Origin of the sequence: Actinacidiphila polyblastidii, assembly GCF_036353415.1 — a bacterium.
Taxonomy (GTDB): domain Bacteria; phylum Actinomycetota; class Actinomycetes; order Streptomycetales; family Streptomycetaceae; genus Actinacidiphila; species Actinacidiphila polyblastidii.
Window position 1 is genome coordinate 1 of the sequence record NZ_JAZEWV010000053.1, and the last position, 24,182, is coordinate 24,182.

Sequence of the window (24,182 nt, forward strand, 5' to 3'; positions counted from 1 at the left end):
CGGTAGGCCGTGTGGGACTCGAACCCACAACCAATGGATTAAAAGTCTCCGCCGCACCTATAGCGTCGGCTATCGCCTAGTTCCGCGTCGTGCCGTTCGATGCCGTCGACTGCTTAATTGTGCAGCTCGATGCGGGGAGCCTAATGACGCTCTATGCCGAGTGATGCTGTCTAGAAGTAGGCAGTTGCGTAGCGTTCGGGCCAGCAGGGGGCCAGCAGAAAGGGCTCCCGACCCGCAGGTCAAGAGCCCTTCCGACACGTCCTTCAACGTCCCCTCAGCATAGCGCTGCCCGCCGTCACCCGGCGGCCTTCGGTGCATCCGCGGTTGCCGGCTTCCTGGCGCGAGGCACGACGGCGGCCGCCTTCTCCGCAATCTCCCGGTCGACCTCCGGCAGCAGCGACGTGTACGTGTCGGAGGCCAGCACGATCGTGGAGTGCCGGAGCGTCTCCTTGATGGCGTGCAGGTCTCCGCCGCCCGCGTGGATCAGCGTCGCCGCGCAGTGCCGTAGATCGCGCAGGTTGATCGGCGGCAGGCCAGCCGACTCGTAGATCCTGCGGAACTCCTTGGAGACCAGGTCCGGGTGAAGCCAGCTGCCGTCCTCCTCGACAAACACCTTGCCGGTGTCCTGCCATAGCTTCCCCGCTATGAGGCGAGCGTCCCGCTCGGCCTTCTGCTGCGCCTGGTGCTCGCGCAGCACCTCGACGGTGGCGGAGTCCAGGGCGATCGTGGCGGCCGAACCATCGGTCTTCGGGATCGTCTCCACTGGCGTCCAGCCGTCAGCACCAACGACGATCTCATGGGCGATGGTCAGCAGCCCGCCCTCGAGGTCCACGCCCGTCCAGTCCTGCCCGACGCCCTCGCCGCGACGCAGGCCGCGGAAGGCGATCAGGTGGAAGAAGGCGTACAGCCGGTTGTCCTGAGCTGCGTCGAGGAACGCACCGATCTGCACAGGCGTCCACACCATCACCGCAGAGGGCTTCTCGCCGGTCTCACGCCACCTGGCGACGTGCGCCGCGGTCCAGAGCATCGGCTTCGGCCGCCGGCCGGAGGCCAGCTCGACGTGTTCGGCCGCGTTGAAGGTGATGAGCTGCCGGGCGATGGCGGCGTTGAGCGCGGCTCGGAGCGTCGAGCGGATGCGCTGCTTGGTCGCGGGGCCTGTGATTCGCCGGTAGGGCTTCATCCTGGCCAGCTTGGCCTTCTCCTCGGCGATCCGCTCCGCTATCTGCTGCCGTTCGAAGGCACGTGGGACACCGGGCCTGGACCGCTTGCAGCGGGCTTCCTGCTCGCGCCGCGCGGTGTTCTCCGCTGCGATGGTCTCGTTCTGTTCGTCGATCGCGTCGAACATGACCTGCACGGGGGCGACGCCGAGCCTGTCGAGCCGGTGGTGTGCGAGGTGCGGCTTGAGGTGGACCCGGATGTGGGAGTCGTAGCCGGCGTTGGTGGTGTCGCGGGTCTTCTTGGAGGCCCGCCAGGTGTCGAGCCAGTCCCCCACCGTCATCGCACCGTCGAGGGGAACGCCGACACCGAGTTTCCGCTTCACCTCGACTGCGTCGGGGATGGCTGCGCGCTTGTTCATGACGCTCTGAAGGAGGTCGCCGACCCGGCGGCCGGCGTCTTCGTCGTCTCCGGCCAGGTCGAGGATTGCGCGGACGCGATCGAGGTCGGTCTGTGCGTCCGTGACCTTGGCGTATCCGGTGCGGCGGAACTGTCGGCGCTGGCCGTTCTCATCGGTCGGCAGCTCTTGGCGGATGTAGGGCGCACCGTGGTTCTTCTTGGCTAGCTGCGCGCAGGCGTTGCCGAGCAGCTTGCCGTCCGCGCCGCGGCACTCGCAGCGCTTTGAGACTCCACCCCCGCGGCGTGATGTAGGCATAGGTCACTCTCCAACGTTCAAAAGGGAGGATTGTCTTCTCCGCGCGACGGAAGCGGGATGTCATCGAGCTGAAGGTATGTCTTCGGTGGCGTGAGTCCACGCCGCACCATCTCTTGGCGTAGAGCTTTCAGCTCTCCGGTGAGTCGTAGCGCGTGCTCGCGGGCCACATCAGCCTCAGGGCCGACTGGCTCATGAGAAATCTCGTCCTCGAAAAGTCCCCTATAGATACCACTGATTCTGTTCTCAAGGTACCAATGCTTGCGAACGAGCGTAAGGGCCCACTCGTCACGAGGTGTTTGATCCATCGCCGATTTTTTATCGAACGCTGCTTCTCCGGAGAACCACCTGATCGCCCGCAACGGATCGATTTCCCGATCCGGCATAAATTCAACCTTTTCGGTGAACCCAGCTGGGTAGATCAGCACGATAGGGGGGACCGCCAGAGCCGCTGCAAGAGTGATTACCTCGGCTACAGACACATTGGTCCGCCTTCCATTCTCAATGTTGGAAATCACCGTGCGGGGAATCGGCGCTCCGAGCATGGCGCAGACGTCCGAGAGCTGTTGAGCGCTCATCCCGCTTGAAAGGCGATATCGACGGATCTCCCCGGCGATCGTTGTGCCAACGCGTGCCGTCCAGTCCGGTTGCTCCATGTCGACCCAAGGTACGGCAAGGGTTGCACCGTGTCGACCCGTGCCGTACTGTTCAGCCATCCCCGAGCCGAATCGGCTCGAAGATGGCAAGGAGTTGCTCCAAAATGACCCAACGTGCCACGCGAAGTCGCGGCCTCCGCGCCGCCGAGGCGCTGGACCTGCCTGTCACCTTCGACGTCTGGCCCACTCTCGGCGAGGCGCTTCAGATCGGGCGCACCGCCACCTATCAGCTCGCCCGCGAAGACGCGCTCCCGATCCCATGCTTCCGCGTGGGCCGCCAGTTGCGCGCCCGTCGGAGCGACCTGCTCACCTTCCTTGGGATCCACGAGACCAAGAGCAACGGCGCCGAGGCTGCCACCTCGACGCCGCTTGCCGAGCAGCACGCCAGCGCTTCCACCAGCAAGTAGAGACCAGGTACCGCTCATGACGATGGTAAAGCCCGAGGCGTCAACGGCGACGCCCGACGAAGACCAGCGCCCCCACAGCGCCACCCCGCAGCCGATCACCCGCGTCGTCGTCGACGAGCGGACGCTCGCCCCCGGCGCCGACATCCTGCACGAGCAGGACGGCGACACCGTGCGGATCGTGTTCGACCCCGAGCAGACGACGCGCGCCGTGGTCCGCGCCCTCGCCAGCGTCATCTACGGCCGCAGCATCCTGGCGTTCTTCGAATCCGCGCCGGCCGTCCGCGTCCGCTCGCTGCGCCTCGATGGCGACACCCCGGCCGCGCTCCGCGACACGGCCACCGTGCTGGACCTGGCGATCGACTTCAGCCACTCGCCGGAGGAGATCACCGAAGCACTGCGGGCGCTGTTCCAGGAGGCGATCGAGACGCGGCGGTGGACCCGCCGGCAGCCGCCCGCCAGCAGTGAAAACGGCGAAGCCGCAACGGCCATGCACACCCCTGTCCCGGCCGACGCGACGCCTGAGCAGGCCGCCAGCATGGCGGAGATCGACCGCATCATCAACGAGTCCGGCGACCCGGCCGCCGCCGCCCGCCAGTTCCTCGACCTCATCGAGCAGGAGAAGGCGGAGACCGCCGCCTACGTGCCGCCGACCGACTGCGCCGACGCCGAAGCCATCACCTGCGCGGACGAGCGTGGCGCGATCATCAAGGCGTACCTCCATACCCCAATGTGGGGCGGCGCCCCCGAGGGGCCGACGCGGCTGTCCGTCTACACCGAGCCGTACTCGGAGGGCGAGCTGGACGCCGCAGGCGCGACCAATCTGATCGTCGACCTTGAGGAGTTCCTGCCCCGGCTCCGCGCCATGCGCGACGTGCTCGCCGCTCAGGATGGGCAGTGAGCAGCCTCCGCCCGGGCGGCCCGACCGTCCGCACCGTCCTGTCGATCGCGCTGCCGTCGGACGGCGGCAACGTCGCTACCCCGGCCCCGCTGAGCGAGTACGGCGGGATCCTGCCCGCCCCCGAGGGCACGGTCGTGCGCCTCGACATCGGCGACGCCCGGTACTGCACGCCGCACAACGCCGACAAGATCGCGGGCGCGCTGCGCGCGGCCGCTGAGATCGAGATCGTCGGCAGCGACATCGGCGGCGTCACCGGCACCCGCTCCGCGCTCGCCGCCGCGCTCGCGCGCGCTCGTCCCCTCGCCACCGGATAACGGCTCGCGCGGGGCCCGGCCAGCCACACGGCGCCGGGCCCCGCGCGCACCACCCTGCCCACCAATCCGCGCGGACAGAAAAGAGCCACCGAGCGTGAAGAGCACCACCGCGGGGACGCTCCCCCTCTTCCCCAGCACCGCGGAAGAGGCCAAGAGCCACGAGCCGACCGCCGGGCCTGCGCCCGAGCGCGCCCCGCAGGGCCTCCGGGCCGCCAGCGCCCGCCTCGTCATCACCCGCAGTCCGGACCGTCTCGACCGGCAGCAGCGCCCGCTCGTGCTGCTCGCCGTCGACTGCCCGTTCTGCGACTACCAGCACATCCACCCCGCCGGCCACCCCGACCGGCCCCGGCTCTGCCCGCGCCGCTCCCGCTGCGTGGGCCGCCCCACCGGCGCGTACTACTTCCCGGAGGTGCAGCAGTGACGGAGGTCGACGAGCAGGTCGTCGAGACGATCGACTCGCCGCTGGACGGAGCCCTGTGGCTCATCCGGCGCGGCTTCGCCGTCTTCCCCGCTGACCACCCGGGCACCGAGCACTGCACCGGCATCGGCCGCGGCCACGACAAGGCCACCTGCATCGACCGCGGCAAGCACCCCAGCGTGCCGCACACCACCCGCCACACCCTCGACGAGGCGGCGGCGCGCCGGGCCTTCGGCGGCGAGCTGCACAACGTCGGGGTGTCCGTGGGTGCCTGCGCGGGCCCGGACGGCGCGCGGCTCCTGGTCATGGACAGCGACCGGCCCCACGCTCTGGAGAACGTCGCCGAGGAGCTGGGGCACCAGCACACCCCCACCATGCGGGTGCTCACCAGCAAGGGACACCACGACTACTACTGGGCGCCCGCCGGCGTCCGGCTCGGCAACAGCCTCGGCGCGCTGAAGGGGAAGTTCGACGGCGATGTTCGGGCGGGGAACGCCTACGTCATCGGTCCCGGCTCGGTGCACGCCACCGGCGTCGTCTACACCCTGGACAACCCGGAGCAGCCGCCCGTCGTGGCCCCGGCCTGGCTCATCGAGGCCCTGGAGCGCCGGGCGCCAGGGCCGGGCCCAGTCGGCACGGTCGTCATCCCCGCGGACCGGCACGATGTCTACACCCGCAAGGCGCTGCAGGCCGAATGCGACGCCATCACCAGCGCCCCCGACGGCACGCAGAACAACGCGATCAACACCGCGGCCTTCAACGTCGGCACGCTCGTCGGTGCCGGCGCGCTCACCGAGTCCGAGGCCCGCGAGGCGCTGCTGTCCGCGGCCCGCGCCGGGAACCACCCGGAAGGCCGCGCCCGCCCCACCATCGAGTCTGGGCTGCGCTCTGGCATGGCGAAGCCCCGCCACCCTTGGCCGCCGACGTCCCGCCGAGACGCTGACGCAGCCCCGGCCGCCCGCGCGTCAGCAGCTCCGCCCGAGGACATGTGGGCCGTCGAGGAGGCCGCTCACGACCGCAGTTCCGTCATTTCTGTCAGGCAGTCTCTAGAGGCGGAAGACGAGTGGGAGGAGCCTCTCTCGATCGATCGCCCGACCCTGGCACCGTTCCCAGTCGCGCTGCTCGGCCCGACCCTGGCGCCCGTCGTCGAGGCCGTCTCCGCGCAGGTACAGGTCGCTGTGGACATTCCCGCGATGATCGCGCTCGCCAGCATCGGCGTGGCCGTGGGTGGCCGCGTGCAAGTGCGCGTCCGTCCGGGCTGGTCCGAGGCGCCCACGCTGTGGACCGCCACGGTCGCCGGGGCCGGCGAGAGGAAGAGCGCAGCCGAAGCTCCGTTCAGCGACGCCTTGCGCGGCCTCGAGCGGCAGCTGCAGGCGAGCGCGATCCCCGAGATCGAGGACGCCGAGCAGCTGTTGAAGATTGCCCAGGCCCGCCTCGACGACGCGGAGAAGGCAGCGATCAAGGCGAAGCCGGATCACCGGGCGCTCCGCATGGACGAGGCCAAGCTCGCCAAGCAGGAGATCCGGGAGATGGACCCCGTGCCCGCACTGCCCCGGCTGCTCTTCGGCGACATCACTCCGGCTGCCATGCCGGTCAAGGCCGCCCAGCAGGGCGGCCGCATGGGCGTCATCCACTCCGAGGGCACGCTGATCAAGCAGATGGGCGGCCTCTACAACAGCGGCGCCTCGGACACCGGCTTCGCCCTCGACGCCTACGACGGCAAGGCCATGCCGGTCGACCGCGTAGGCCGGGACTCCATCGAGATGGAGACCGCGCACCTGACGATCGGCCTGCTTGTCCAGCCGATCATCCTCGAGCAGCTCGGCCGCAAGAAGGACGACGAGATGCTGCACAACGGCTTCGTGCAGCGCTTCCTGTACGGCTTCCCCGCCTCCCGTCTCGGCTACCAGGATCCCCGCGGATCCACGGCGATCCCGGCCGAGCTCGTCGACGACCTCCGCGCGCGACTCGGCGCACTTGTCCACGGGCTGTGGAAAAACTCCATGACCCGGACGATCACCTTCACCGACGAGGCCAGCGAGGAGATGTACCTCTTCCAGGAGCAGATGCAGGGGCGACTCCGCCGCGGCGGAGACCTCCACCCCATCGCCTCCTGGGCCAGCAAGCTGCCGGGCAAGCTCGCGCGGATCGCCGCGCTCATCACGCTGTACGAGGACCCGACAGCCGCGCACGTCGAGGCCGCACGACTGCGGGACGCGCTCGCCATGGCCCCGTACTTCATCACCCACGCCCGGCTCTGCCTGGACCTGATGGGCGCCAACCGGGACGCCAAGCTCATGCCGGCCCGGGACGTCCTCGAGTGGCTGCGCCGCCGCAAGGACGACCAGCGCAGCGAGCCCTTCACCGTCCGGGACGCCCAGCGCGGCGTCGACGGCAACTCCTGGGGCCCCGACGGCGTGACCTCGGAGACGGTCCGAGACGCGATCGACGTACTCGTCGACAAGGGCTGGGCCGTCCCGCTGCCAGCGCCGGAGCGCCCCGAGGGACAGCGCGGCCGGGCACCCAGTCCCCGGTTCGCTCCCCATCCCCTCGTCTGGGATTCCTCCTGGAAGAAGAAAGAAGTAGAAGAAACACGCCTAAGGAGTGCCTGACAGAAATGACAGAAACCCAGGTTGACGGCCTCCTGAAGGCGACCGTCTTCGACCCCCGCTCCGCCGATCACATCGCTGCGCTGACCGCTATGCATCAGGGCTACCTCCTCGAGGAGCTGGAGCGCACCGGACACCACGCCCAGGGCTTCCCGCTGGCCGGATGGCTGCGCACCGTCATCCTCGGCGTCGATGACGACCCCATCGGCTTCGTCGCCATCGACTGCGGCCGCCGATCCGTTGAGCTGATCTACGTCACGCCCGCCCACCGCAGCCGCGGGATCGCCACGGGCGTGCTCTCCGACCTCGCCGCGACCTGCCCCGAACCGATGCAGCTGAAAGGGCCGCTGAGCCCGGGCGGGCAGGCCCTCGCGGAGAAGCTCGGTCTCAGTACCGCCTGGTCGACGCCGGAGCAGATGGAGGAAGCCGAAGCGGAACTGGCGGCCCTGGAGGACGCCGTGGGCTGGCACTGCCCCCACCGGGGAAAGCGGCGCGGCGACCCTCGGCGGCCGTGCAGGCCCTGCTACCGCAATCTCGTCACCAAGACCTCGGCCCGGATGATCGCTGGTGTCGCGGCGATGCACTGCGGCGACCTGACCTTCGGCCGGACAAAAACCCGGCCCACAATCCCCAACCCGCAGGTCAGCAGCTCTACGACTGTGGACAACAGGGAGGACCACCGGTGAACTGCGAGATGTGCGACGAGCCGACCGCCGGCTACCTGTGCCCGGCCTGCGAGTTGGACACCGCCGACCGCCTGGAGCGACTGCCGGAGATGTTCGACGACGTGGCCGGCCTCGGCGTCCGCGGGCGGGCGCTCGAGGCGACCCGGCGCGGCAGCCGACCCGCGTTCTCCCCGACACCGGACCTGACGCCCATGGCTATCCGCTGGGGCTTCAACATCCTGCCGTCCTGGCACCGCGTCCTCGCGGAAGACTCCGGCTGGCCCATGCAGCACACCGGGTTCGGACTGGGCAGTGAGGATGAGCGGATACTCGGGGCGTGCATCGCGCTGCGGGCGAGCGCGGCGTGGATCGCTGCGGAGTGGCCGGCGGCCGGGGCGTTCGCTGAGGAGGTGCGCGACCTCTTCGACGATGTCCGCCAGGTGCTCCGTCTCCCTGATCTGCCACGGCGGATGGGGCCGTGCCCGGCCAAGCACGACGGGGTGCTCTGCGGTGCCCCGCTGCGGCTGCCGCGTGGGCAGCAGGTGATCCGCTGCGCGTGGTGCGAGGCGACGTACCCGCCCGGCGTGTGGTCGGCGTTGCGACTCGCCCAGCGTGACCTGGGCAAGGCGTCATGACTCCGGGGGTAGGGTTGTGCACGGCCCCAGGGTTGGGTACCGTAGGCGCGATGGAAGCGAGCCCCTGGCGCGACCGAGTGCACGCTGAAGAGGAGCTGGTGGAACAGCTCCGCAACCAGATGTCGCAGTCGGCCAAGCGCCGCGCAGACGCCCTACTCGACGGAGTCGCCGAGCTGGGCAGCGTGTACGCGGTCGCCAAGGAACTCGGCCGCAGCCAGACCGCTGTCAGCAAGGCGATCAAGAAGCATCGGTCCGCCCCGGCGGACACAACCGAATAGACAACGGAGGCCGGACGGTAGCTCCCGGGTGGTGGAACACCCGAGGCGCGCGCACCGCCCGACCTCCTCACCGAACACCTGATCTCAGCAGGAGTCGGCTATGCCGCAGTATTCCATTGCGCGCGTACTTATTGACCGCGCGCCCGCCACCGAGCGGCGCCTCGTCGCCGCAGGCGTCATCCGCCGCCACGGCGGCCGCACCGTCCGCATCACCGCGACCCCGGCCGGCGTCACCGGCAGCATCCGCCCCGTCGGCGGCGTCCGATGACGCCCCGCACCGTCACGGTGCAGACTGGCAATCTCGGCCCCGTCACCGTCGACGAACCCGCGTGGTGCACCACCGACCACGGCGCGCCGCAGGTCTTCGACATCGACATCTCCCACTTCGGCCCCGACATCGAGATCCGCGTCGACTCCCCGCGCGGGCCGGCCGAAGTCCTGTCGCTGCGGCTGACGCAGTATCCCTTCACCGAACTGCCCGTCGGCACGGCCGTCCACATGTCGGCGTGCCTCGCCGACGGCGAAGGCTGGGACCTCGACGTCGCCGGCCTCGAGTCGCTCGCCGACCAACTTGCCCAGGGCGTCCACAAGGTGCGGTACGCCGCCCGGCGCCTCGCGGCCGAACTCTCCGACGTCGCCGGGAAGGGCATCGACGCCAGCCGCCAGCTGCGCGCCGACGCGCCCACCTTGAGCAGCGATGTCCTCGACCTGCTGACCGCCATCCATGACGCCCTGGACGTGCCCCTGCCCGGCCTCGCCGCCAGCGACGAGCGCGCCTTTCAGCGACTGATGGAGGACCGGCGCAGCGCCATCTACTCGACGCTGCACTCGATCCTCGGCGACGGCGTCCAGCGGATCAACGACCACGACGCCCGGTACATCCGGCGCCGCACCGAGGCGACCCCGGTCACCTACGCGGTGTGGCAGGGGCTGGCCACCGACGCCGAGGCAGGCGAGGGCCAGTGAACGCCACCCCGACCGGACGCCCGCTCACCAAGGCACAGGCCATCACCCTCGGTGTCGCCGGCGCCGCGATGATCGGCGTCGGCGCGCTCGGTGCCTGCGGCACCTACGGCAACCTCACCACTGTCTTCCCCGGTTCGACCGCGCTCGGCGCCGTCGCGGCCGGCGAGGGCGCGACGCTGATCCTCGCCCTGGTCTACGTGGGGCTCACGATGCTCGGCCAGTCCGCGCCGTCCGCGGTCCGGCTCGGCCTGTGGGCGCTGCCCGCGGTCGCGGCCGCCGTCGGCGCGGTGGCCGCGCACGGCGTCACCGCGACCGTGGTCTACGCCGTGACCCCGATGGCGATGTGCACCGCAGCCGAAGGCGCTGGCCTGCTCGCCCGGCGGATCGTCGTCCGCGTCTCCGGCGTTGACCTGGAAGCGCGCCGGCGCGGCGCGGCTGCCGTCCGACGCCTGGCCGTGCAACGGGCCCGCGCCCAGAGCCACCCGGACGGCGCGGTGCGCTGGATCGCCGAACGCCGCGCCTGGCACCTCGCCGCCCGCATCGGCGTCGGGGACGTCGCGCTCGACGACCAGCTGCTGCACGTGCAGCGAGAGCGCCTGGCCGAGGGAGCCGACGCGGCCCTCGCCGCCATGTTCGCCACGTCCGAGACACCCGCCGGGACGCTTGGGACGGCCGGGACGCTCACCCGTCCCGACACCGTCCCGGCCGCACTGGAAACAGCCCCCGAACCTCCTGCCGAACCGTCCGACGGGACGGACGCCGGGACACCCGGCACGCCCGCCGTCACGCAGGCCAACACCGCAGAGCCCGACACCGGAACACCCACCGGGACGCCAGCCGGGACACCCGTCCCGGCAGGCGTGACGCTCACCGACCTCGCCGCCGTCGCAGACGTCCCGGCACCGGTGCCCGGCGTCGCGCTCGACGACGACCAACTCGCCGTCGTCCTGCGCTGGCTGCGCCACCACGACGACCCGCCGATGAGCTACCGGCAGGCCAAGACCGCCTTCCGGGCCGAGGGATTCATCGGCAGCGAGGAGCGGGTGCGCCGGACGTGGGGCGCGCTGCTGGTCGCCGAGGACGACGAGCCGCCCACGGACTGACCCGCCGGGCCGTCCCGGTCGCCGCCGCGCCCCCCCGCCGCGCGGCGACGGCCGAGGCTGCCCGAGCAGCCCGCAGACCGGCGAGCAGACCCGGCGAGCGCAGCAGCGCAGACCCGGCGAGCAGACCCGCGCGCGACCACACCACCCCGATCAGGGAGCACCCGTGGTCACGACCACCACCTTCGCCTTGGCCTTCTTCCTCACCGCCATGGTCACCGCCGCACTGTGGCTGCTCGCCGTCGAGCGACGCGCCCTCGGCCCGGTCATGGCCACCAGCGCCCTGGTCATCGCCCTCGGCGCGGTCGGCGCCGTCATCATCCACTGAGGACAACACCCGTGAATCTCAATCTCGGCAATCCCGTCGTGAGCCTGAGCTGCGTCACCGTCGGAACGATCATCATCGCCCTCGTCCTGCAACGCTGGTGGCACAAGAGCGGCGGCAAGAAGGGCGAGGACGGCGCCGGCGGCCGCAAGCTCAGCACGCTCGTGCCGTTTGCCCTCGCGCTTTGCTACGGCATCCTCGTCATCCTCGCGTCCCCGTCCATCAGCGTCCTGGGCACCATCGGCAAGCTCGGCCTGTGGGGCGGCAAGGGCATCGGGTACGCCTACCTCGTGTGGGGGATCGGCGGCTCGTCGCCGGACGTCGCCCGCGCAACCCCCGTCGTCCTCTCCTCTGGCGGGTACTGCGTCCTCGGGATCTGGACCGCACTGGTCATCGGCCACCACGTGTGGTCCAAGCGGATGCCGCGCCTGTACAGCCTGTGCGGCACCACGGCCGGCATGCTGATCGGGACCTCGGCCGGCGTCGCCGGAATCGCCGCCGTCCCGCTGGCGTCCGCCGTGAACTTCCTGGGCTCCTGGTACACCGGGATGACCCGATGACCGGGCAGCAGGCGCTGAGCCGCCTGGCCAAGGGAACCGGCATCATCTTGCGCGGCCTGGCGACCGCGGGGGAGTGGCGCGAGACCCTCGCGCGCTGGTTCATCGCCGCTCTCGTCGGCTCGCTCGCGGCCTGCGCCGTCGCTCTGCACCCCTGGCTCGCGCCCGCCGCCGGCCTCGCCTGGCTCGCGGCCGCCAACGCCGCGGCCGGGCCCGCCGACGAGGACGACCAGGAGGACGACGAGCCCGAGGACGAAGAGGAAGAGCCCCTCGACCTCGCCGCGTTCGCCGAGCTCGTGCACGACGTCGCGGGCGGCCGCAACGTCCACCTCGTCGAACTCCGCCGACAGCTCGCCCTGGAGACCGACCGCGAGTGGACCGCGGCCGACGTCACCGCGCTCTGCGAAGCGGCCGGCATCCGGATCCGCAAGGGCGTCCGCGTGCCCGGCGCCACCCCCGCCGTCACTACCGGCATCCACCACACCGACCTGCCGCCGGTCCACTCCCCCGCTTCCGACCCGACCCCTGTTGGCGTTGTTGCCGCAGGTCAACGCTCCAACAACAACACCAACATCACGCAAGAGCACATCGGAGAAGGGGGCTGGATCACCCGCCACGGCCCCGCGATCCACCAGGAGGCCCGCCGATGATCCGCCGCATGCTCACTCGCCTCGCTGCGCCCGCCAACGACGGCCAGTGGATCACCGTCTACTGCTCGAAGTGCGGCGGCCACATGCCCATCGGACACGGCTGCCAGAGCGGCAACCGCTGAACCGCGACGGCGCGGACGGCAACCCCGTCCGCGCCGAGCGGCACTGATCCACACTGGGGACATGAGCACCATCACCGCCCCGGCGCCGACCCTCGTCGACACCTACGCCGCATCGATCGCCACCGGCATCCGGCCCGGCACCATCCGCGTCTGGCTCACCCGCGGACGCCTCACCCACCACGGCCACGACCACGCCGGCCGCACCCTCGTCGACCTCGCCGAAGTCGCCAACATCAACGGCACTTGACCTCCGCCCTGACCTGCTGTAACACTCAACCAAACAGATCCGGCATGCCCGGACCCAGACGACAAGGCCCCGCGCTCCCCGAGCCGGGGCCTTCGCCATTCCCACCGGAGGCGAGATGACCACCCCCATCGGCCCCGCCTGCGGCACCTGCGGTGACCCCGCCGTCGTGCACTGGCAGCGCCGCCTCACCCCCGACGAGATCACCGACGAGCAGGCCAAGGAACAGGCCCGGCGCAGCGAAGTCCTAACCGCCCACGACCAACTCGTCGCCAGCGTCAAGGACAGCCCCACGCCCGTCCCGCTCCCTGCCCGCCCCGAGTTCGGGCCGCTCTCCGACCACGCGGACTCCACCAACGTCGTCCACGCCTGCGCCAAGCACGCGATCGACCGCGACACCGCGGCCCGCATCCACCAAGCCGGATGCACCGGATGCGACTGCACCCCCGAACCGCTCCCCGAAACAGACACCGAACCCGAGCAACCCGAGTTGCCCCCCGGATGGTGACCCGCCGGCAACGGCCCTGCCTCGACTGCGGAACCCTCACCCGCAACCCGAGCCGGTGCGACGTCCACCAGGCAGCATGGCAGGCCCGGCAGAACCAGCAGCGCGGATCCGCCACCCAACGCGGCTACGGATCCGCCTGGCGGCGCACTGCGGCCGCAGCCGTTTCCGCCCACCGTGCCGAATACGGCGACTGGTGCCCAGGCTGGGGCGTCCTGCCCCACCACGCCACCGACCTCACCGGCGACCACAAGGTAGCCAAGGTCAACGGCGGCAGCGACGAACCCGCCAACGTGCAGGTGCTGTGCCGTGCGTGCAACAGCAGGAAGCACGCCAACCGTTAGCCCTGCTGCGTACCCCACGACACCGGGCCACGCGGCGGCTGCACAGGCTGCTGCCACTGCTGCGGCACAGGAGGCCGGCCCTGCTGCTGGGCGGCCAGCAACTGCACGAGCTGCCCCAGCAGAGCGTTCGTCTTCTGCTGCTCGGCGAGCAGCGCATCAAGGCGGACGTTCGTCTCTCCCTGCGCCTTCTTCGCCTGCTGCAAGATTGCGTTATCGGCCACCATGCCCACGGTCAACACCCCCACGGCCACCCCAGTGGCAGCCACAGCAGCACGGTAGCCACTGCACACGCTGCGTGTGAGAAGACCAACGGCATCACCCAGCGTGAGGCAGGCACGAGCACCCCGGGGGGTGGGTCGATCTCGGGAGCATGATCCTTTGGGGACCCGGCCCCCAAGCCCCCACACACAGCCGCGAAATTCGACCCCGGGGGGTCTGAGAAGGGGGTGTGTTCCATGCCAGTTGGTCGACCGCCCACCCCTACGGAACGTAAGCGCCTCCTCGGTAACCCCGGGAAGCGGGCCCTGCCCGACGTCTCGAACGTCGTGCCCCTGCCGCCGGTCGCCGACGACGCGCCCGCCCAGCTCGGCCCGGCCGGGAAGGCCGTGTGGGAGCTGGTCACCGACCAGGCGAAGTGGCTGGCGGAGTCCGACCGTCCGACGCTGGTCATGCTGTGCGAGAAGTTCGACCGCCGGCAGGACTTCATGGTCCGGCTGGAGTCCTCCGACCCGGTGCTCTACACCGAGAAGGGGTACGCCTACGCGAACCCGCTGGTCGGGATGCTCTCCACGCTGGAGACGGAGCTGGCGAAGCTGCTGTCCTCGCTCGGCCTGACGCCGGCGGACCGCACGCGCCTGGGCGTGGCCGAGGTGAAGAAGCAGTCCAACCTGGAGAAGTTGTTGGCGCAGCGGCAGGAGCGCAGCGGTGGCGCGTAGGCCAGCGCCGCCGCCGCGGTTCCCCCGCCAACTGCCGCACGGCCCGGCTCTGTGGACGCCGGAGTCCTCGCGGTGGAACGAGGACAACACCGACGGCATCTTCGCGTGCCAGCTGATCGAAAACTACCTGCGGCTGACGAAGGGCGTGCAGCGGGGCCAGTTGGTGCGGCTGCGCCTGTGGCAGGCGGACCTGATCTGCGACATCCTGCGCCTGGTCCCGGGGACCCGGCAGCGGATGTACTGGACGTACCTGCTGCTGGTGCCGCGGAAGAACTCCAAGTCGCTGCTCGGTGCGGGCCTGGCGATCGACGGGATCCTCGACGAGCCGGGTGCAGAGGTCTACTCCTGCGCGGCCGACAAGGATCAGGCGAAGCTCATCTTCGGCGAGGTCCGCGCCGCGGTGGAGATGTCGCCCGAGCTGGACGCGAAGCAGGGCGGCTTGCTCAAGGTCTACCGGGACGCGATCGAATACCCGGCGGCCGGCTCGGTCTACCGGGCGTTGAGCAGCGAGGCGTTCACGAAGGAGGGGCTCAACCCCTCCCGGGTGCTCTTCGACGAGCTGCACGCGCAGCCCACCGACGAGCTGTGGAACGTGATGAACCAGGGCTCCGACACCCGGGCCCAGCCCTTGGTCATCGGCATCTCGACGTTCGGGAAGAAGACGCAGACCGACGGCGAGGACACGATCTGCTACCAGCAGTACCAGTACGCCAAGCGCGTCATCTCCGGGGAGGTCGACGACCCGCGGTACGGGGCGCGGATCTACGAGACCAACGACCGGGCCCGCGGATTCAACTACCTGGACCGCCGGGTGTGGGAGCAGGCGAACCCGGCCTACGGCGACTTCCTCGACCCGGAGAAGATGGCCGCGGTCACCCGGAAGATCAGCGAGCCGGACTTCAAGACGAAGCGGCTGAACATCTGGGTGACGCAGGCCAAGGTGTGGCTGCCGGACGGCGCGTGGGACAAGTGCGAGGACGCCGAGCAGGAGATCCCCGACGGCGTCGAGGTCTGCCTCGGTTTCGACGGCAGCTTCAACAACGACAGCACCGCGCTGTCGGTCGTGCGGCCGGGCGAGCCGCTGAACTTCGACCCGGACGCCCCCGAGCACGCCGACCTCGACGAGGACGAGCGCGCGCGCCTGGCGGCCGAGCTGAACGCCGGGCTGCGCCTGCCGCACATCGACGTCGTGCAGGTCTGGGAGCGGCCGAAGGACGCCGACCCCGACTGGGCGGTGCCCATCCTCGAAGTGGAGGACGCGATCCGCGCGGCGTGCCGGCGCTGGAGCGTGCGGGAGATCGTGTGCGACCCGGCCCGCTGGGCGCGCACCTATCAGCTGCTGGAGGCCGAGGGCCTGCCGGTCGTGGAGTACCCGCAGTCTCCGCAGCGGATGGTGCCCGCGACCCAGCGGTTCTACGAGGCCGTCATGAACCGGGCGGTCACGCACTCCGGGGATCCGCGGATGGCCCGGCACCTGGGGAACGCGTTCGTGAAGAACACCCCCAAGGGCTTCATGATCTACAAGGAGACCAAGGGCAGCCCGCGAAAGATCGACATCGCGGTCACCGCGATCATCGCCCTGGACCGCGCCTGCACCCCGCCCGAACGCCAGCCCACGCCCCAGTTCTTCAGCTGGGACGATCTGTAGGAGGTGCCCGTGCGCAAGCTGAAGCTGCCCAAGCTCCACCGGCCGAAGGCGCCGCGGCGGCTGGCCACCGACCTGGCCGACGTGGCCGGTCTGGGCTGCCTGGACGGGGCCGCCTGGTGGATCCAGCCCATCGCGGGCCTGGCGGTGCTCGGCGCGATGCTGCTGTTCGTCGGGTGGGTGATGGACCGGTGAGCCTTCTGCGGCGCGCGGTGCGCGCGGCCGGCCGGGAGTTCGGCGACAGCTCGATCCCCACCAACGGCTCCCTGGCGCACATGACCGCCTCCGGCGTCCCGATCAACGACCAGAGCGCGATGAAGCTGATCTCGGTCTACGCCTCGGTGCGGATACTGGCCAACACCCTGGCCGGCTTGCCGATGTACGCGATGCAGCAGCGCGACGGGATCCGGGTCAAGACCGACCAGCAGCCGTCCATCGTCGTCGACCCGTTCGGCGGCGCCTCGACGGCGGCCTGGCCCACCCGGCGCGACGGCAAGAAGCAACTGGTCGTCTCCACCGCGCTGGACGGCAACGGCTACGCGGTCGTCACCGCCCGCGACTGGCTGTTCCGCCCGACCCGGCTGGCCGTGTGCCACCCGGCCAGCGTGAAGGTCGACTACGACAAGGAGACCGGCGCCCGGGTCTACGACGTGAACCGCGTCCGCATCGACACCGTCGACATGGTGCACGTGATGGGCATGTCGATGCCGGGCGCGCTCACCGGAATGTCGCCGATCGCCTACGCCCGCCAGGCCATCGGCCTGGGCCTGGCCGCTGAGGAGTTCGGCGCCCGCTGGTTCGGCGACGGCGCGCACCTGACCGGCGTGATCGAGGTCGACGCCGACCTCGACAAGGCCGGCGCCCGACGGATGAAGGAAGCCTGGGAAGCCTCGCACTCCGGCCTGAAGAACGCCCACGCGTCCGGGATCCTGTCCGGCGGCGCGAAGTGGAAGCCCATCTCCGTGGCGCCCGAGGACGCCCAGTTCCTCGGCACCCGGGCCGCGGCCAACCTGGACGCCGCGATGCTCTACGGCGTCCCGCCGCACATGCTCGGGCAGGTCGACCGGACCACGTCGTGGGGGACCGGCATCGAGCAGCAGACCCTCGGTTTCCTGGCGTTCACGATGGACGACTGGCTGTGCATGTTCGAGGACGCCTGGACGGGGATGCTGCCGCGCGGGCAATCCGCGGTCTTCGACACCAAGAAGCTGCTGCGCACCGACACCGCCGGCCGGATGGCCGCCGCGGTCCAGGCCCGCACGGCGAGCGTGGCGACCGTCAACGAGCTGCGGGCTGACGAGAACCGGCCGCCGGTCGAGGGCGGCGACAACATCTTCGCGCCGCTGAACAGCGCCCACACCGACACCGGCGGCGAGCCCGGCGCCGGAGACCCGCCGCCCAAGGGAGGGCCCGATGCCTGATCTGTCCGCCAGGGCCGAGCGGCCCACCACGATCCAGCGCCGCGCGACGCCCTTCCGGGACGTCGAGCTGCACGCGAAGCCCGACGGGACCGGCGGGGAAGCGCTGACCTTCACCGGCTACGCCTCGGTGACCGACACCGGCTACGAGATGTCGGACTGGCTGGGCTCCTACACCGAGGTCATCCGCTCCGGCGCCTTCAAGAAGACACTGTCCGAGGACGCCGACGTGCCGTTCCTGGTCAACCACGGCGGCCTCACGCTGGCCCGCACCAAGTCCGGCACGATGGCGCTCGCCGAGGACGACACCGGCCTGCATGTCGAGGCCCGCCTGGACCCGGGCAGCCCGCACGTGGTCGCGCTGCGGTCGGCGATGGACCGCGGCGACGTCGACGAGATGTCCTTCGGGTTCTGGATCACCCGCCAGCAGTGGTCGCCGGACTACGAGCAGCTGGACGTCATCGAGGTCAACCTGTCCAAGGGCGACGTGTCGGTGGTCAACTACGGCGCGAACCCGGCGACGGCCGGCGCCCAGCTCAACTCCCGGGACCTGGCGGCGGCTGCCGCCCGCCTGCCCGAGGACGAGCAGCGCGCCCTGTACGAGCGCCTGGCCGCGCGCTTCACCGAGACCCCCGAGGACCCGGCCGGCGACGCCGGGGGCCTGGACCTGTACCTGGCGCGCGCCCGCGCGCTGGCCCTGTAGCAGCACCCCGCCTGACCAGCCTTGCGCCGGAGCCCGCGCCGGACCCCCACGGGGGCACCACCCGGGCCACCACCCGAGCACGTCAGGCACGCCCATCCCCATCCCAGCAAGGAGGCTCCCGTGGACAAGCGGGCAATGATCATGAGCCTTCAGGAGAAGCGTGCCGAGCAGCGCAAGGCTGTCGACGCGATCCTGGACACCGCACAGACCGAGAAGCGCACTGCGCTCAACGACGACGAGCAGACCCGGTTCAAGGCGGGCGAGGACCAGATCCGCGCCATCGACGCGCGGATCGCAGAGCTGGACGAGCAGATCCGCGCCGACGAGGCCGCGGAGGCCACCCGGAAGCGCTACGACCTCAAGCCGGAGATCGAGGTCCGCTCCGAGCCGCTGACCTACCAGGAGGGCTCCGGCCACTCGTACTTCCTCGACCTGGCGCGGATGCAGCTCAACCGCGGCGACGGCGACGGCGGCGTGGGCGACGCGGTGAAGCGCCTGCAGCGGCACGGCGCCGAGATGGACGTCGAGTTCCCCAAGCGGGAGCGCGCCCGCCAGGCCGCAGCCGAGCGCGACCGCGACAAGCTGGACCGAGACGTGCGCAGCGGCGGCCGCGGCACGATGTTCGAGAAGCGCGTCAACCCGAACAGGACCGACGGCCAGGGCGGGTATTTCGTGCCGCCGCTGTGGCTGATCGACGAGTACGTGGACCTGCCGCGGTTCGGCCGGACGCTCGCCAACACCGTGCGGAACATGGCGCTGCCCTCCGGCACCGACTCGATCAACGTGCCGAAGGTGGCCACGGGCACCGCGACGGGCGTGCAGACCGCCGACGCCGGAGCGGTCACCTCCCAGGACCTGACGGACACGTTCGTCACCGCGCCGGTGCGCACGATCGCTGGGCAGCAGGACACCGCGCTGCAGCTGCTCGACCAGTCCCCGGTCGGGTTCGACGAGATCGTCTTCGCCGACCTGATCGCGGACTACAACCAGCTGCTGGACGCCCAGTGCTGGAACGGTTCCGGCACCTCCGGCCAGCTCAAGGGCATCCTGAACGTCTCGGGAATCAACGCGATCACCTACACGGACGCGTCGCCGACGCTGCCGGAGCTGTACCTGCCGTCGATGCAGGCGCTGTCCCAGTCGGCCCGCAAGCGCAAGATGATGCCGTCCGCCGTGTTCCTCACCCCGGCGCGGTGGTTCTGGATGGCCTCCCAGCTGGACTCCCAGAACCGGCCGTTCATCCTCCCGGAGACGCAGAGCCCCTTCAACCCGCTGGCGCTGCAGACCGGCGGCGACGTCGAGGGCCCGGTCGGCAGGATGCTGAACTTCCCGCTGCTGGCCGACGGGAACATCCCGCAGAACCTGGGCGCGGGCACGAACGAGGACCGCATCGCCACGATGCGCACCTCCGACCTGTACCTGTGGGAGGGCTCGATGCGCACCCGCGTGCTCACCGAGATCCTCTCCGGCACGCTGCAGGTCCGCTTCCAGGTCTACAACTACGCCGCGTTCATGCCCGACCGGCGCCCGGAGACCATCTCGGTCATCAGCGGCACCGGCCTGATCGCCCCGTCCGGCTTCTGAGCCGACCCCAGCCCCGGCCCGCCGTTCGAGGGTGCGGCGGGCCGGCCCCTCTTCGTCCGGAAGGACATCACCATGCACGACCGCATCGCGGAACTGCGCGGCCTGCGGGCCGAGCTGGACAACGCCCAGAACGGGCCCCGGCGCGAGACCCGCAAGGACGCCATCGCCGACATCAAGAACGAGATCGAGCGTCGGCGCGGCGAACTGGCCGAGGACGCCGACCGCCTGGACGCGGAGTCCAGGGACCTGGCCGACCAGGGACAGGACGGGCGCGCGGGCGACGCCGCGGTGTCCGCCCGCGTCATCCGTACCGCGCTGGAAGCCGACGAGGCCGCCGACCAGGACCCGGACGACCCGGGCGCGCGCGTCGCACTGGCTGAGGCCCGCGGCCGGGCGCTGGCCGCGGCCAACGAGCTGCGGCAGCGCGACGAGCAGAAGCGCCTGCGCGAGCACCTCAGCGACGCCGAGGACGACAAGCCGGCCCGTGGCCGGTCCACCGGGAAGCGCAACGCCGCGGCGCCCAAGCCGCCCGCGCAGACCTGATCGAGAGGGGGTGGCGCCGTGGGCGCTCTCGTGTACGTCACCGGGCAGGACGTGGGCCTGCGGACCACCGCCCTGGACGCCACCGGGGCGCCGGCCACCGGCACGCTCGCCGTATCGGTGGCCGTCACCGACCCGACCGGCGCCACCACCACCCCCGCGGCCGCAGATGGCGGCGGCGGCCTCTACACCGCCGTGGTGCCCGCGGTTGCCGCACCGGGGGTCTGGCGCTACCGGTGGACTGCCACCGCAGCTGGGGTGAACTGGGCCGACGAGGGCCAGTTCCAGGTCCGGCCGCCCGGCATCGAGCAGGTCGTCGACCTCGCCTCGGTCAAAGCCCACCTGAACATCAACGACTCCCGCCAGGACGACGAGCTGCAGGGGTTCATCCTGGCGGCCGGCGACCTGACCCGGAACGTAGTCGGGCCGATCCTGCCCGAGACCCACACCGAGTGGCACAACGGCGGATCGCGCACGCTGACCCTGGACTGGCTGCCGCTGGGCTCCGTGCAGTCCGTCACCGAGTACATCGCCGCCACCTCCTGGCCGCTGACCGAGCAGCCGCTCGGCACCTCCACCGACGCCTACGGCTACACCGTCGACGTCGACACCGGGCAGATCACCCGGCGCGCAGTCGGCGACGCCGTGCCCTTTCCCTATGGGATCAAGAACGTGTGCGTCGTCTACACCGCCGGCCGCGGCGGCGTCTCCCCGTGGGCGGTGCGGCTGGGCGCGCTGGAGCTGATCCGGCACCTGTGGCAGCTCACCCAGCAAGGCGGCCGGCCGCAGTTCGGCGGCGCCGACCTCGACAGCGGCGCAGGCGCGGTCCCGTCCGGGTTCGCCCTGCCCAACCGGGTGCTGGAGCTGTGGAAACCCGCCAAGCGAGAGCCGGGGATCGCATGAGCACGCCGATCCCGGTCAGTACCGCGCCCGCCGCGCGCCGCTACCTCTTCGACCAGTTCACCGCGCAGATCACCGCCGACCCGGACGCGCTGAAGTCCTCGCTGCTGGTCTGCTACGACATCCCCGGCCCGAGCCAGCCGGACGACATCGTGGCCGTCGGCAAGGTCAGCCGCGACATCGGCGTGAACTCCATGGTCGGCGGCGGCGGCGCCGGGTGGCTCGACGAGCGGTACAGCATCACCGTCACCCTCGATGTCTACCGCGGCGGCGACAGCGCCCAGCAGACCTTCGAGCGGTCCTTCGACCTGCTCAACGCCGTGTGCGCGATCGTCCGCGCCGACCCGACGCTCGGTGGCGCCGTCACCACCGCCCGGCCCGTCACCTCGGAGACCGAAGGCGACTGGGACGAGCAGCACAAGGGCTTCCAGACCGTCACCACCGTGCCCATCGAGTGCTACGCCCGCATCTAAGGAGGGCCCCGTGCCTGCGTACATCTACACGGGCGACGACGCCCGCTACTACCCCGGCCTGGGCGTCGAGGCCAAGCCCGCCGACGAGGACGGGCCCGCCACCGTCGCGGAGTTCGACGCCCGCCCCCCGGCGCCGGCCGACGACGAGCCGCCGCTGCAGCAGCCCGAGGGCGCCCGCTGGGTGCCGGACGACGGCCGCTGGGAGCCCACCAAGAAGAAGCCCACCCCGCCCCCGGCCGTCGACGAGCAGCCGCCCGCGGACGACGCCCAGAAGGAGGACTGACCGATGCCCCAGCCCACGTTCCAGTCGTTCCTCGGCATCGCCAAGGAGACGACCCCCGGCACCCCGGTCGCCGCGACCGCGTTCATCCCGGTCAAGACGATGTCCCCGTCGGACAAGCTGACACTCCTGGACGACCAGGGCATGCGCGGCTCGATGGTCTCCACCTACGACCGGATCTCCGGCCCGATCTGGGCCGAGTACGGCTTCGACGGCGACGTCTTCCCCGACACCCTGGGCTGGATGGTCACCGGCGTCCTCGGCGACCTCGCGTCATCCGGGGCCAGTGCGCCGTACACGCACAACGCCGCGGTCCTCAACAGCGGCACCGGGCAGCCCCCGTCCTACACGCTGTCGGACTACTACACGATCAACACCCGTCAGTTCCCGGGCCTGCGCTTCTCCGAGCTGGGGATCAAGTTCTCCGGCGACGGGCTGCTGACCTACTCCGCGAAGGCCACCTCGCTGGCGTCGGCGACCACCACCAAGCCCACGCCGTCCTACACCGCCGTGCAGCCGCTGCCCGGCTGGGTCGGCGCGGTCGCCATCGGCGGCGTCGCTTCCGCGTTCGTCGTCGACGGCGAGTGCACGATCAAGCGGCCGATCACCGTGGTGCAGACCGCCGACGGCACCCAGGCGCCCTACGCGCTGTGGGCCGGTCCTGTCGAGGCGTCGGGGAAGCTGACGCTGGTGATGGAGGACGACACCCAGCTGACGAACTACCTCACCAACGCCAAGCCCAGCCTCGACATCAACTACGCCCAGGGCGCGGCCGCCGCCGCGGTGCAGGTCAAGCTGCACATGACCAAGGCTGCGTTCACCAACGCCGAGATCAGCCGCGGCAAGGACTACATCGAACTGTCCGTCGACTACGACGCGCTGGCGAACACCACCGACGTCGGGACGTCCGGCGGATACTCCCCGATCAAGGTGACGCTGCAGAACGCCGTCGCCTCCGGCATCTACAAGTAAGGACGGCTCCGTGGCCACCACCCTCGACCCCACCCAGGCCCACCGCGTAGAACTCCCCGGGGGCTGGGCGGATCTCCGCCCGGTCTCCGACATCACCGAGCGGATGCGGCGCCCCATCAAGCGGCTGACCGCGAAGCTGACTTCCTACCCGGCGTTCATGGATGCGGTGAAGGACGCCAGTGAGACCACCAAGGGCGGCGCGGAGCTGTCGGCGGCTGACCAGCTGGCGCTGGCGGCCGGCATGGGCGACGCCTTCGACGCTCTGGAAGAGCTGCAGGACGCCCTGGTCGTCGCGGTTGTCCGCGGCTGGTCCTGGGAGGGCGGCGTCACCACCGACGCGGTCCTGGACCTGCCCGGCCCCGCCCTGGACGCGCTGCGGAAGGCCGTCGGGCCCTGGCAGAACGCGATGAACCCGAACTTCGAGCCGACCCCGGACCCGGCGTCCCCTACCGAGCCCTCCAGCGACTGAGGGGCCAGCTGGAGGGGCTGTTCGAGTACGACACGGCGGACCTGCCGGCCGAAGAGCTGCGGACCTGGCGGCTGTGCACGCTGCTGAAGAAGCTCCCGTCGGAGCTGGAAGACGAGTCGGCGACGGGCCTGGACTGGCTCCTGGCCGTAGACGACACCGTGGTCAAGGCCCGCAGCAACATCCAGAAGCGGGAGGCCAAGCATGGGTAGCGTCACCGGCGCCGGCGGCATCGGCGTGCGCATCAAGGGCGTGCGGGAGGCCGAGGCCAGCTTGACCCGCATGAACCGCGAGATCGACCTCGCCACCCTGAAGGCCCTGAAGGCCACCCAGGCGCTGGCGAAGAAGTCGATCCGCTCCGGGCTGCGCGGCCGCCCCCGGTGGGATCACCGCGGGGCGTCCAGCCGCACCGGCGCCGCGGTGAACCTCAACCTGTCCCCGCACCACGTCACCAAGTCCAGCGGGCCCGGCCGGCTGACCGGGGAGCTGTCCAAGGGTGTCGGCGGCGTCCGGCGGCCCAAGCCCATCCCGGGCGGCGGCTTCCAGGGCGGCGTCGGCGTCGGCAAGGGCGTCCGCAACCTCTACAAGAAGCGCCTGGAAGCCCAGTACCCGTACTTCCGGCCCGGCCTGCGCAGGGCCGAACCGAAGATGGGCGCCGTCTGGACCGCCGCCTGGGCGAAGGCCACCCGAAACTGACGCGACACCA

At 70.9% G+C, this 24,182-nt stretch carries 33 protein-coding genes; 30 read left to right on the forward strand and 3 right to left on the reverse strand.

Annotated elements, in window-relative coordinates:
• Window positions 1-295 precede the first annotated feature (295 nt).
• On the reverse strand, window positions 296-1,870 hold the full coding sequence (locus tag V2S66_RS32880; RefSeq protein ID WP_330800501.1) for a site-specific integrase: 1,575 nt from the start codon (window positions 1,868-1,870) through the stop codon (window positions 296-298).
• Window positions 1,871-1,887: 17 nt separating this feature from the next.
• Window positions 1,888-2,583, reverse strand: a complete 696-nt coding sequence (locus tag V2S66_RS32885; RefSeq protein WP_330800503.1) for a helix-turn-helix domain-containing protein — start codon at window positions 2,581-2,583, stop codon at window positions 1,888-1,890.
• Between the two features lie 44 nt (window positions 2,584-2,627).
• Between V2S66_RS32885 and V2S66_RS32890 the strand changes: the two genes are divergently transcribed.
• The 17 genes from V2S66_RS32890 to V2S66_RS32970 all read left to right on the forward strand — a co-directional run bounded on the left by V2S66_RS32890 (window position 2,628) and on the right by V2S66_RS32970 (window position 13,560).
• Window positions 2,628-2,930 carry a DNA-binding protein gene (locus V2S66_RS32890; RefSeq protein ID WP_330800505.1) on the forward strand — a complete coding sequence of 101 codons (303 nt, stop codon included), beginning with the start codon at window positions 2,628-2,630 and terminating at the stop codon, window positions 2,928-2,930.
• 16 nt (window positions 2,931-2,946) lie between these two features.
• Complete coding sequence (locus tag V2S66_RS32895) at window positions 2,947-3,828, forward strand: hypothetical protein (RefSeq protein ID WP_330800507.1); 882 nt, start codon at window positions 2,947-2,949, stop codon at window positions 3,826-3,828.
• Window positions 3,825-4,142, forward strand: coding sequence for a hypothetical protein (locus V2S66_RS32900; RefSeq protein WP_330800509.1), 318 nt, complete (start codon window positions 3,825-3,827; stop codon window positions 4,140-4,142). Before V2S66_RS32895 ends, V2S66_RS32900 begins: the two co-directional genes overlap by 4 nt.
• 94 nt (window positions 4,143-4,236) lie before the next feature.
• On the forward strand, window positions 4,237-4,563 hold the full coding sequence (locus V2S66_RS32905; protein ID WP_330800510.1) for a hypothetical protein: 327 nt from the start codon (window positions 4,237-4,239) through the stop codon (window positions 4,561-4,563).
• Window positions 4,560-7,172, forward strand: coding sequence for a DUF3987 domain-containing protein (locus V2S66_RS32910; protein ID WP_330800511.1), 2,613 nt, complete (start codon window positions 4,560-4,562; stop codon window positions 7,170-7,172). The genes V2S66_RS32905 and V2S66_RS32910 overlap by 4 nt, the downstream gene beginning before the upstream one ends.
• A gap of 5 nt (window positions 7,173-7,177) precedes the next feature.
• A complete protein-coding gene (locus V2S66_RS32915) occupies window positions 7,178-7,855 on the forward strand; it encodes a GNAT family N-acetyltransferase (RefSeq protein WP_330800512.1) in 678 nt (225 codons plus the stop codon).
• Window positions 7,852-8,469, forward strand: coding sequence for a zinc finger domain-containing protein (locus V2S66_RS32920; protein ID WP_330800514.1), 618 nt, complete (start codon window positions 7,852-7,854; stop codon window positions 8,467-8,469). The genes V2S66_RS32915 and V2S66_RS32920 overlap by 4 nt, the downstream gene beginning before the upstream one ends.
• Before the next feature lie 50 nt (window positions 8,470-8,519).
• Window positions 8,520-8,747, forward strand: a complete 228-nt coding sequence (locus V2S66_RS32925; RefSeq protein WP_330800516.1) for a helix-turn-helix domain-containing protein — start codon at window positions 8,520-8,522, stop codon at window positions 8,745-8,747.
• A gap of 100 nt (window positions 8,748-8,847) precedes the next feature.
• Window positions 8,848-9,015 (forward strand): hypothetical protein, encoded by a 168-nt coding sequence (locus V2S66_RS32930; RefSeq protein WP_330800517.1) that lies wholly within the window; start codon window positions 8,848-8,850, stop codon window positions 9,013-9,015.
• A 17-nt stretch (window positions 9,016-9,032) separates the two neighbouring features.
• The gene (locus tag V2S66_RS32935; RefSeq protein WP_330800519.1) at window positions 9,033-9,713 is read left to right on the forward strand and encodes a DUF6907 domain-containing protein; all 681 of its coding nucleotides are present in this window, start codon (window positions 9,033-9,035) and stop codon (window positions 9,711-9,713) included.
• Window positions 9,710-10,816, forward strand: coding sequence for a hypothetical protein (locus tag V2S66_RS32940; protein ID WP_330800521.1), 1,107 nt, complete (start codon window positions 9,710-9,712; stop codon window positions 10,814-10,816). Before V2S66_RS32935 ends, V2S66_RS32940 begins: the two co-directional genes overlap by 4 nt.
• Window positions 10,817-10,979: 163 nt before the next feature.
• Window positions 10,980-11,141, forward strand: a complete 162-nt coding sequence (locus V2S66_RS32945; RefSeq protein ID WP_330800523.1) for a hypothetical protein — start codon at window positions 10,980-10,982, stop codon at window positions 11,139-11,141.
• A gap of 11 nt (window positions 11,142-11,152) precedes the next feature.
• A complete protein-coding gene (locus V2S66_RS32950; RefSeq protein WP_330800526.1) occupies window positions 11,153-11,698 on the forward strand; it encodes a hypothetical protein in 546 nt (181 codons plus the stop codon).
• Complete coding sequence (locus V2S66_RS32955; protein WP_330800528.1) at window positions 11,695-12,345, forward strand: hypothetical protein; 651 nt, start codon at window positions 11,695-11,697, stop codon at window positions 12,343-12,345. Before V2S66_RS32950 ends, V2S66_RS32955 begins: the two co-directional genes overlap by 4 nt.
• Before the next feature lie 183 nt (window positions 12,346-12,528).
• Window positions 12,529-12,714, forward strand: a complete 186-nt coding sequence (locus V2S66_RS32960) for a hypothetical protein (protein WP_330800529.1) — start codon at window positions 12,529-12,531, stop codon at window positions 12,712-12,714.
• 115 nt (window positions 12,715-12,829) lie between these two features.
• Entirely contained in the window at window positions 12,830-13,219 is a 390-nt protein-coding gene (locus tag V2S66_RS32965) for a hypothetical protein (RefSeq protein ID WP_330800531.1), read from the forward strand.
• Window positions 13,213-13,560, forward strand: coding sequence for an HNH endonuclease signature motif containing protein (locus V2S66_RS32970; RefSeq protein WP_330800532.1), 348 nt, complete (start codon window positions 13,213-13,215; stop codon window positions 13,558-13,560). Before V2S66_RS32965 ends, V2S66_RS32970 begins: the two co-directional genes overlap by 7 nt.
• Here V2S66_RS32970 and V2S66_RS32975 read toward each other — a convergent pair.
• Complete coding sequence (locus tag V2S66_RS32975; protein ID WP_330800534.1) at window positions 13,557-13,826, reverse strand: hypothetical protein; 270 nt, start codon at window positions 13,824-13,826, stop codon at window positions 13,557-13,559. The genes V2S66_RS32970 and V2S66_RS32975 overlap by 4 nt on opposite strands.
• A gap of 189 nt (window positions 13,827-14,015) precedes the next feature.
• Between V2S66_RS32975 and V2S66_RS32980 the strand changes: the two genes are divergently transcribed.
• The 13 genes from V2S66_RS32980 (at window position 14,016) to V2S66_RS33040 (ending at window position 24,172) form a co-directional block, all read left to right on the forward strand.
• Window positions 14,016-14,495 carry a phage terminase small subunit P27 family gene (locus V2S66_RS32980; protein WP_330800535.1) on the forward strand — a complete coding sequence of 160 codons (480 nt, stop codon included), beginning with the start codon at window positions 14,016-14,018 and terminating at the stop codon, window positions 14,493-14,495.
• Window positions 14,485-16,143, forward strand: coding sequence for a terminase large subunit domain-containing protein (locus V2S66_RS32985; protein ID WP_330800537.1), 1,659 nt, complete (start codon window positions 14,485-14,487; stop codon window positions 16,141-16,143). Before V2S66_RS32980 ends, V2S66_RS32985 begins: the two co-directional genes overlap by 11 nt.
• A 9-nt stretch (window positions 16,144-16,152) precedes the next feature.
• Window positions 16,153-16,335, forward strand: a complete 183-nt coding sequence (locus V2S66_RS32990) for a hypothetical protein (RefSeq protein ID WP_330800539.1) — start codon at window positions 16,153-16,155, stop codon at window positions 16,333-16,335.
• The gene (locus V2S66_RS32995; protein WP_330800541.1) at window positions 16,332-17,561 is read left to right on the forward strand and encodes a phage portal protein; all 1,230 of its coding nucleotides are present in this window, start codon (window positions 16,332-16,334) and stop codon (window positions 17,559-17,561) included. The genes V2S66_RS32990 and V2S66_RS32995 overlap by 4 nt, the downstream gene beginning before the upstream one ends.
• Window positions 17,554-18,261: an HK97 family phage prohead protease gene (locus V2S66_RS33000; RefSeq protein WP_330800543.1), complete on the forward strand. Its 708-nt coding sequence runs from the start codon at window positions 17,554-17,556 to the stop codon at window positions 18,259-18,261. Before V2S66_RS32995 ends, V2S66_RS33000 begins: the two co-directional genes overlap by 8 nt.
• 120 nt (window positions 18,262-18,381) lie before the next feature.
• Complete coding sequence (locus tag V2S66_RS33005) at window positions 18,382-19,845, forward strand: phage major capsid protein (RefSeq protein WP_330800545.1); 1,464 nt, start codon at window positions 18,382-18,384, stop codon at window positions 19,843-19,845.
• A gap of 72 nt (window positions 19,846-19,917) precedes the next feature.
• On the forward strand, window positions 19,918-20,388 hold the full coding sequence (locus V2S66_RS33010) for a hypothetical protein (protein WP_330800547.1): 471 nt from the start codon (window positions 19,918-19,920) through the stop codon (window positions 20,386-20,388).
• Window positions 20,389-20,406: 18 nt separating this feature from the next.
• A complete protein-coding gene (locus V2S66_RS33015) occupies window positions 20,407-21,288 on the forward strand; it encodes a head-tail connector protein (protein ID WP_330800549.1) in 882 nt (293 codons plus the stop codon).
• Window positions 21,285-21,758: a hypothetical protein gene (locus V2S66_RS33020; RefSeq protein WP_330800551.1), complete on the forward strand. Its 474-nt coding sequence runs from the start codon at window positions 21,285-21,287 to the stop codon at window positions 21,756-21,758. Before V2S66_RS33015 ends, V2S66_RS33020 begins: the two co-directional genes overlap by 4 nt.
• Window positions 21,759-21,768: 10 nt before the next feature.
• Window positions 21,769-22,041, forward strand: a complete 273-nt coding sequence (locus V2S66_RS33025) for a hypothetical protein (protein ID WP_330800553.1) — start codon at window positions 21,769-21,771, stop codon at window positions 22,039-22,041.
• A 3-nt stretch (window positions 22,042-22,044) separates the two neighbouring features.
• On the forward strand, window positions 22,045-23,010 hold the full coding sequence (locus tag V2S66_RS33030; protein ID WP_330800555.1) for a phage tail tube protein: 966 nt from the start codon (window positions 22,045-22,047) through the stop codon (window positions 23,008-23,010).
• 10 nt (window positions 23,011-23,020) lie between these two features.
• Window positions 23,021-23,479, forward strand: coding sequence for a hypothetical protein (locus V2S66_RS33035; protein WP_330800557.1), 459 nt, complete (start codon window positions 23,021-23,023; stop codon window positions 23,477-23,479).
• A 201-nt stretch (window positions 23,480-23,680) separates the two neighbouring features.
• Window positions 23,681-24,172 carry a hypothetical protein gene (locus V2S66_RS33040; protein WP_330800559.1) on the forward strand — a complete coding sequence of 164 codons (492 nt, stop codon included), beginning with the start codon at window positions 23,681-23,683 and terminating at the stop codon, window positions 24,170-24,172.
• The last annotated feature ends 10 nt before the right edge of the window (window positions 24,173-24,182 follow it).

Excerpts from the sequence above, each read along its gene's own strand:
- V2S66_RS32880 (WP_330800501.1), bottom strand. The coding sequence starts at position 1,870 with ATGCCTACATCACGCCGCGGGGGTGGAGTCTCAAAGCGCTGCGAGTGC.
- V2S66_RS32885 (WP_330800503.1), bottom strand. The coding sequence starts at position 2,583 with ATGGCTGAACAGTACGGCACGGGTCGACACGGTGCAACCCTTGCCGTA.
- V2S66_RS32890 (WP_330800505.1), top strand. The coding sequence starts at position 2,628 with ATGACCCAACGTGCCACGCGAAGTCGCGGCCTCCGCGCCGCCGAGGCG.
- V2S66_RS32895 (WP_330800507.1), top strand. The coding sequence starts at position 2,947 with ATGACGATGGTAAAGCCCGAGGCGTCAACGGCGACGCCCGACGAAGAC.
- V2S66_RS32915 (WP_330800512.1), top strand. The coding sequence starts at position 7,178 with ATGACAGAAACCCAGGTTGACGGCCTCCTGAAGGCGACCGTCTTCGAC.
- V2S66_RS32925 (WP_330800516.1), top strand. The coding sequence starts at position 8,520 with ATGGAAGCGAGCCCCTGGCGCGACCGAGTGCACGCTGAAGAGGAGCTG.
- V2S66_RS32930 (WP_330800517.1), top strand. The coding sequence starts at position 8,848 with ATGCCGCAGTATTCCATTGCGCGCGTACTTATTGACCGCGCGCCCGCC.
- V2S66_RS32955 (WP_330800528.1), top strand. The coding sequence starts at position 11,695 with ATGACCGGGCAGCAGGCGCTGAGCCGCCTGGCCAAGGGAACCGGCATC.
- V2S66_RS32960 (WP_330800529.1), top strand. The coding sequence starts at position 12,529 with ATGAGCACCATCACCGCCCCGGCGCCGACCCTCGTCGACACCTACGCC.
- V2S66_RS32965 (WP_330800531.1), top strand. The coding sequence starts at position 12,830 with ATGACCACCCCCATCGGCCCCGCCTGCGGCACCTGCGGTGACCCCGCC.
- V2S66_RS32970 (WP_330800532.1), top strand. The coding sequence starts at position 13,213 with ATGGTGACCCGCCGGCAACGGCCCTGCCTCGACTGCGGAACCCTCACC.
- V2S66_RS32980 (WP_330800535.1), top strand. The coding sequence starts at position 14,016 with ATGCCAGTTGGTCGACCGCCCACCCCTACGGAACGTAAGCGCCTCCTC.
- V2S66_RS33000 (WP_330800543.1), top strand. The coding sequence starts at position 17,554 with ATGCCTGATCTGTCCGCCAGGGCCGAGCGGCCCACCACGATCCAGCGC.
- V2S66_RS33010 (WP_330800547.1), top strand. The coding sequence starts at position 19,918 with ATGCACGACCGCATCGCGGAACTGCGCGGCCTGCGGGCCGAGCTGGAC.
- V2S66_RS33020 (WP_330800551.1), top strand. The coding sequence starts at position 21,285 with ATGAGCACGCCGATCCCGGTCAGTACCGCGCCCGCCGCGCGCCGCTAC.
- V2S66_RS33030 (WP_330800555.1), top strand. The coding sequence starts at position 22,045 with ATGCCCCAGCCCACGTTCCAGTCGTTCCTCGGCATCGCCAAGGAGACG.
- V2S66_RS33040 (WP_330800559.1), top strand. The coding sequence starts at position 23,681 with ATGGGTAGCGTCACCGGCGCCGGCGGCATCGGCGTGCGCATCAAGGGC.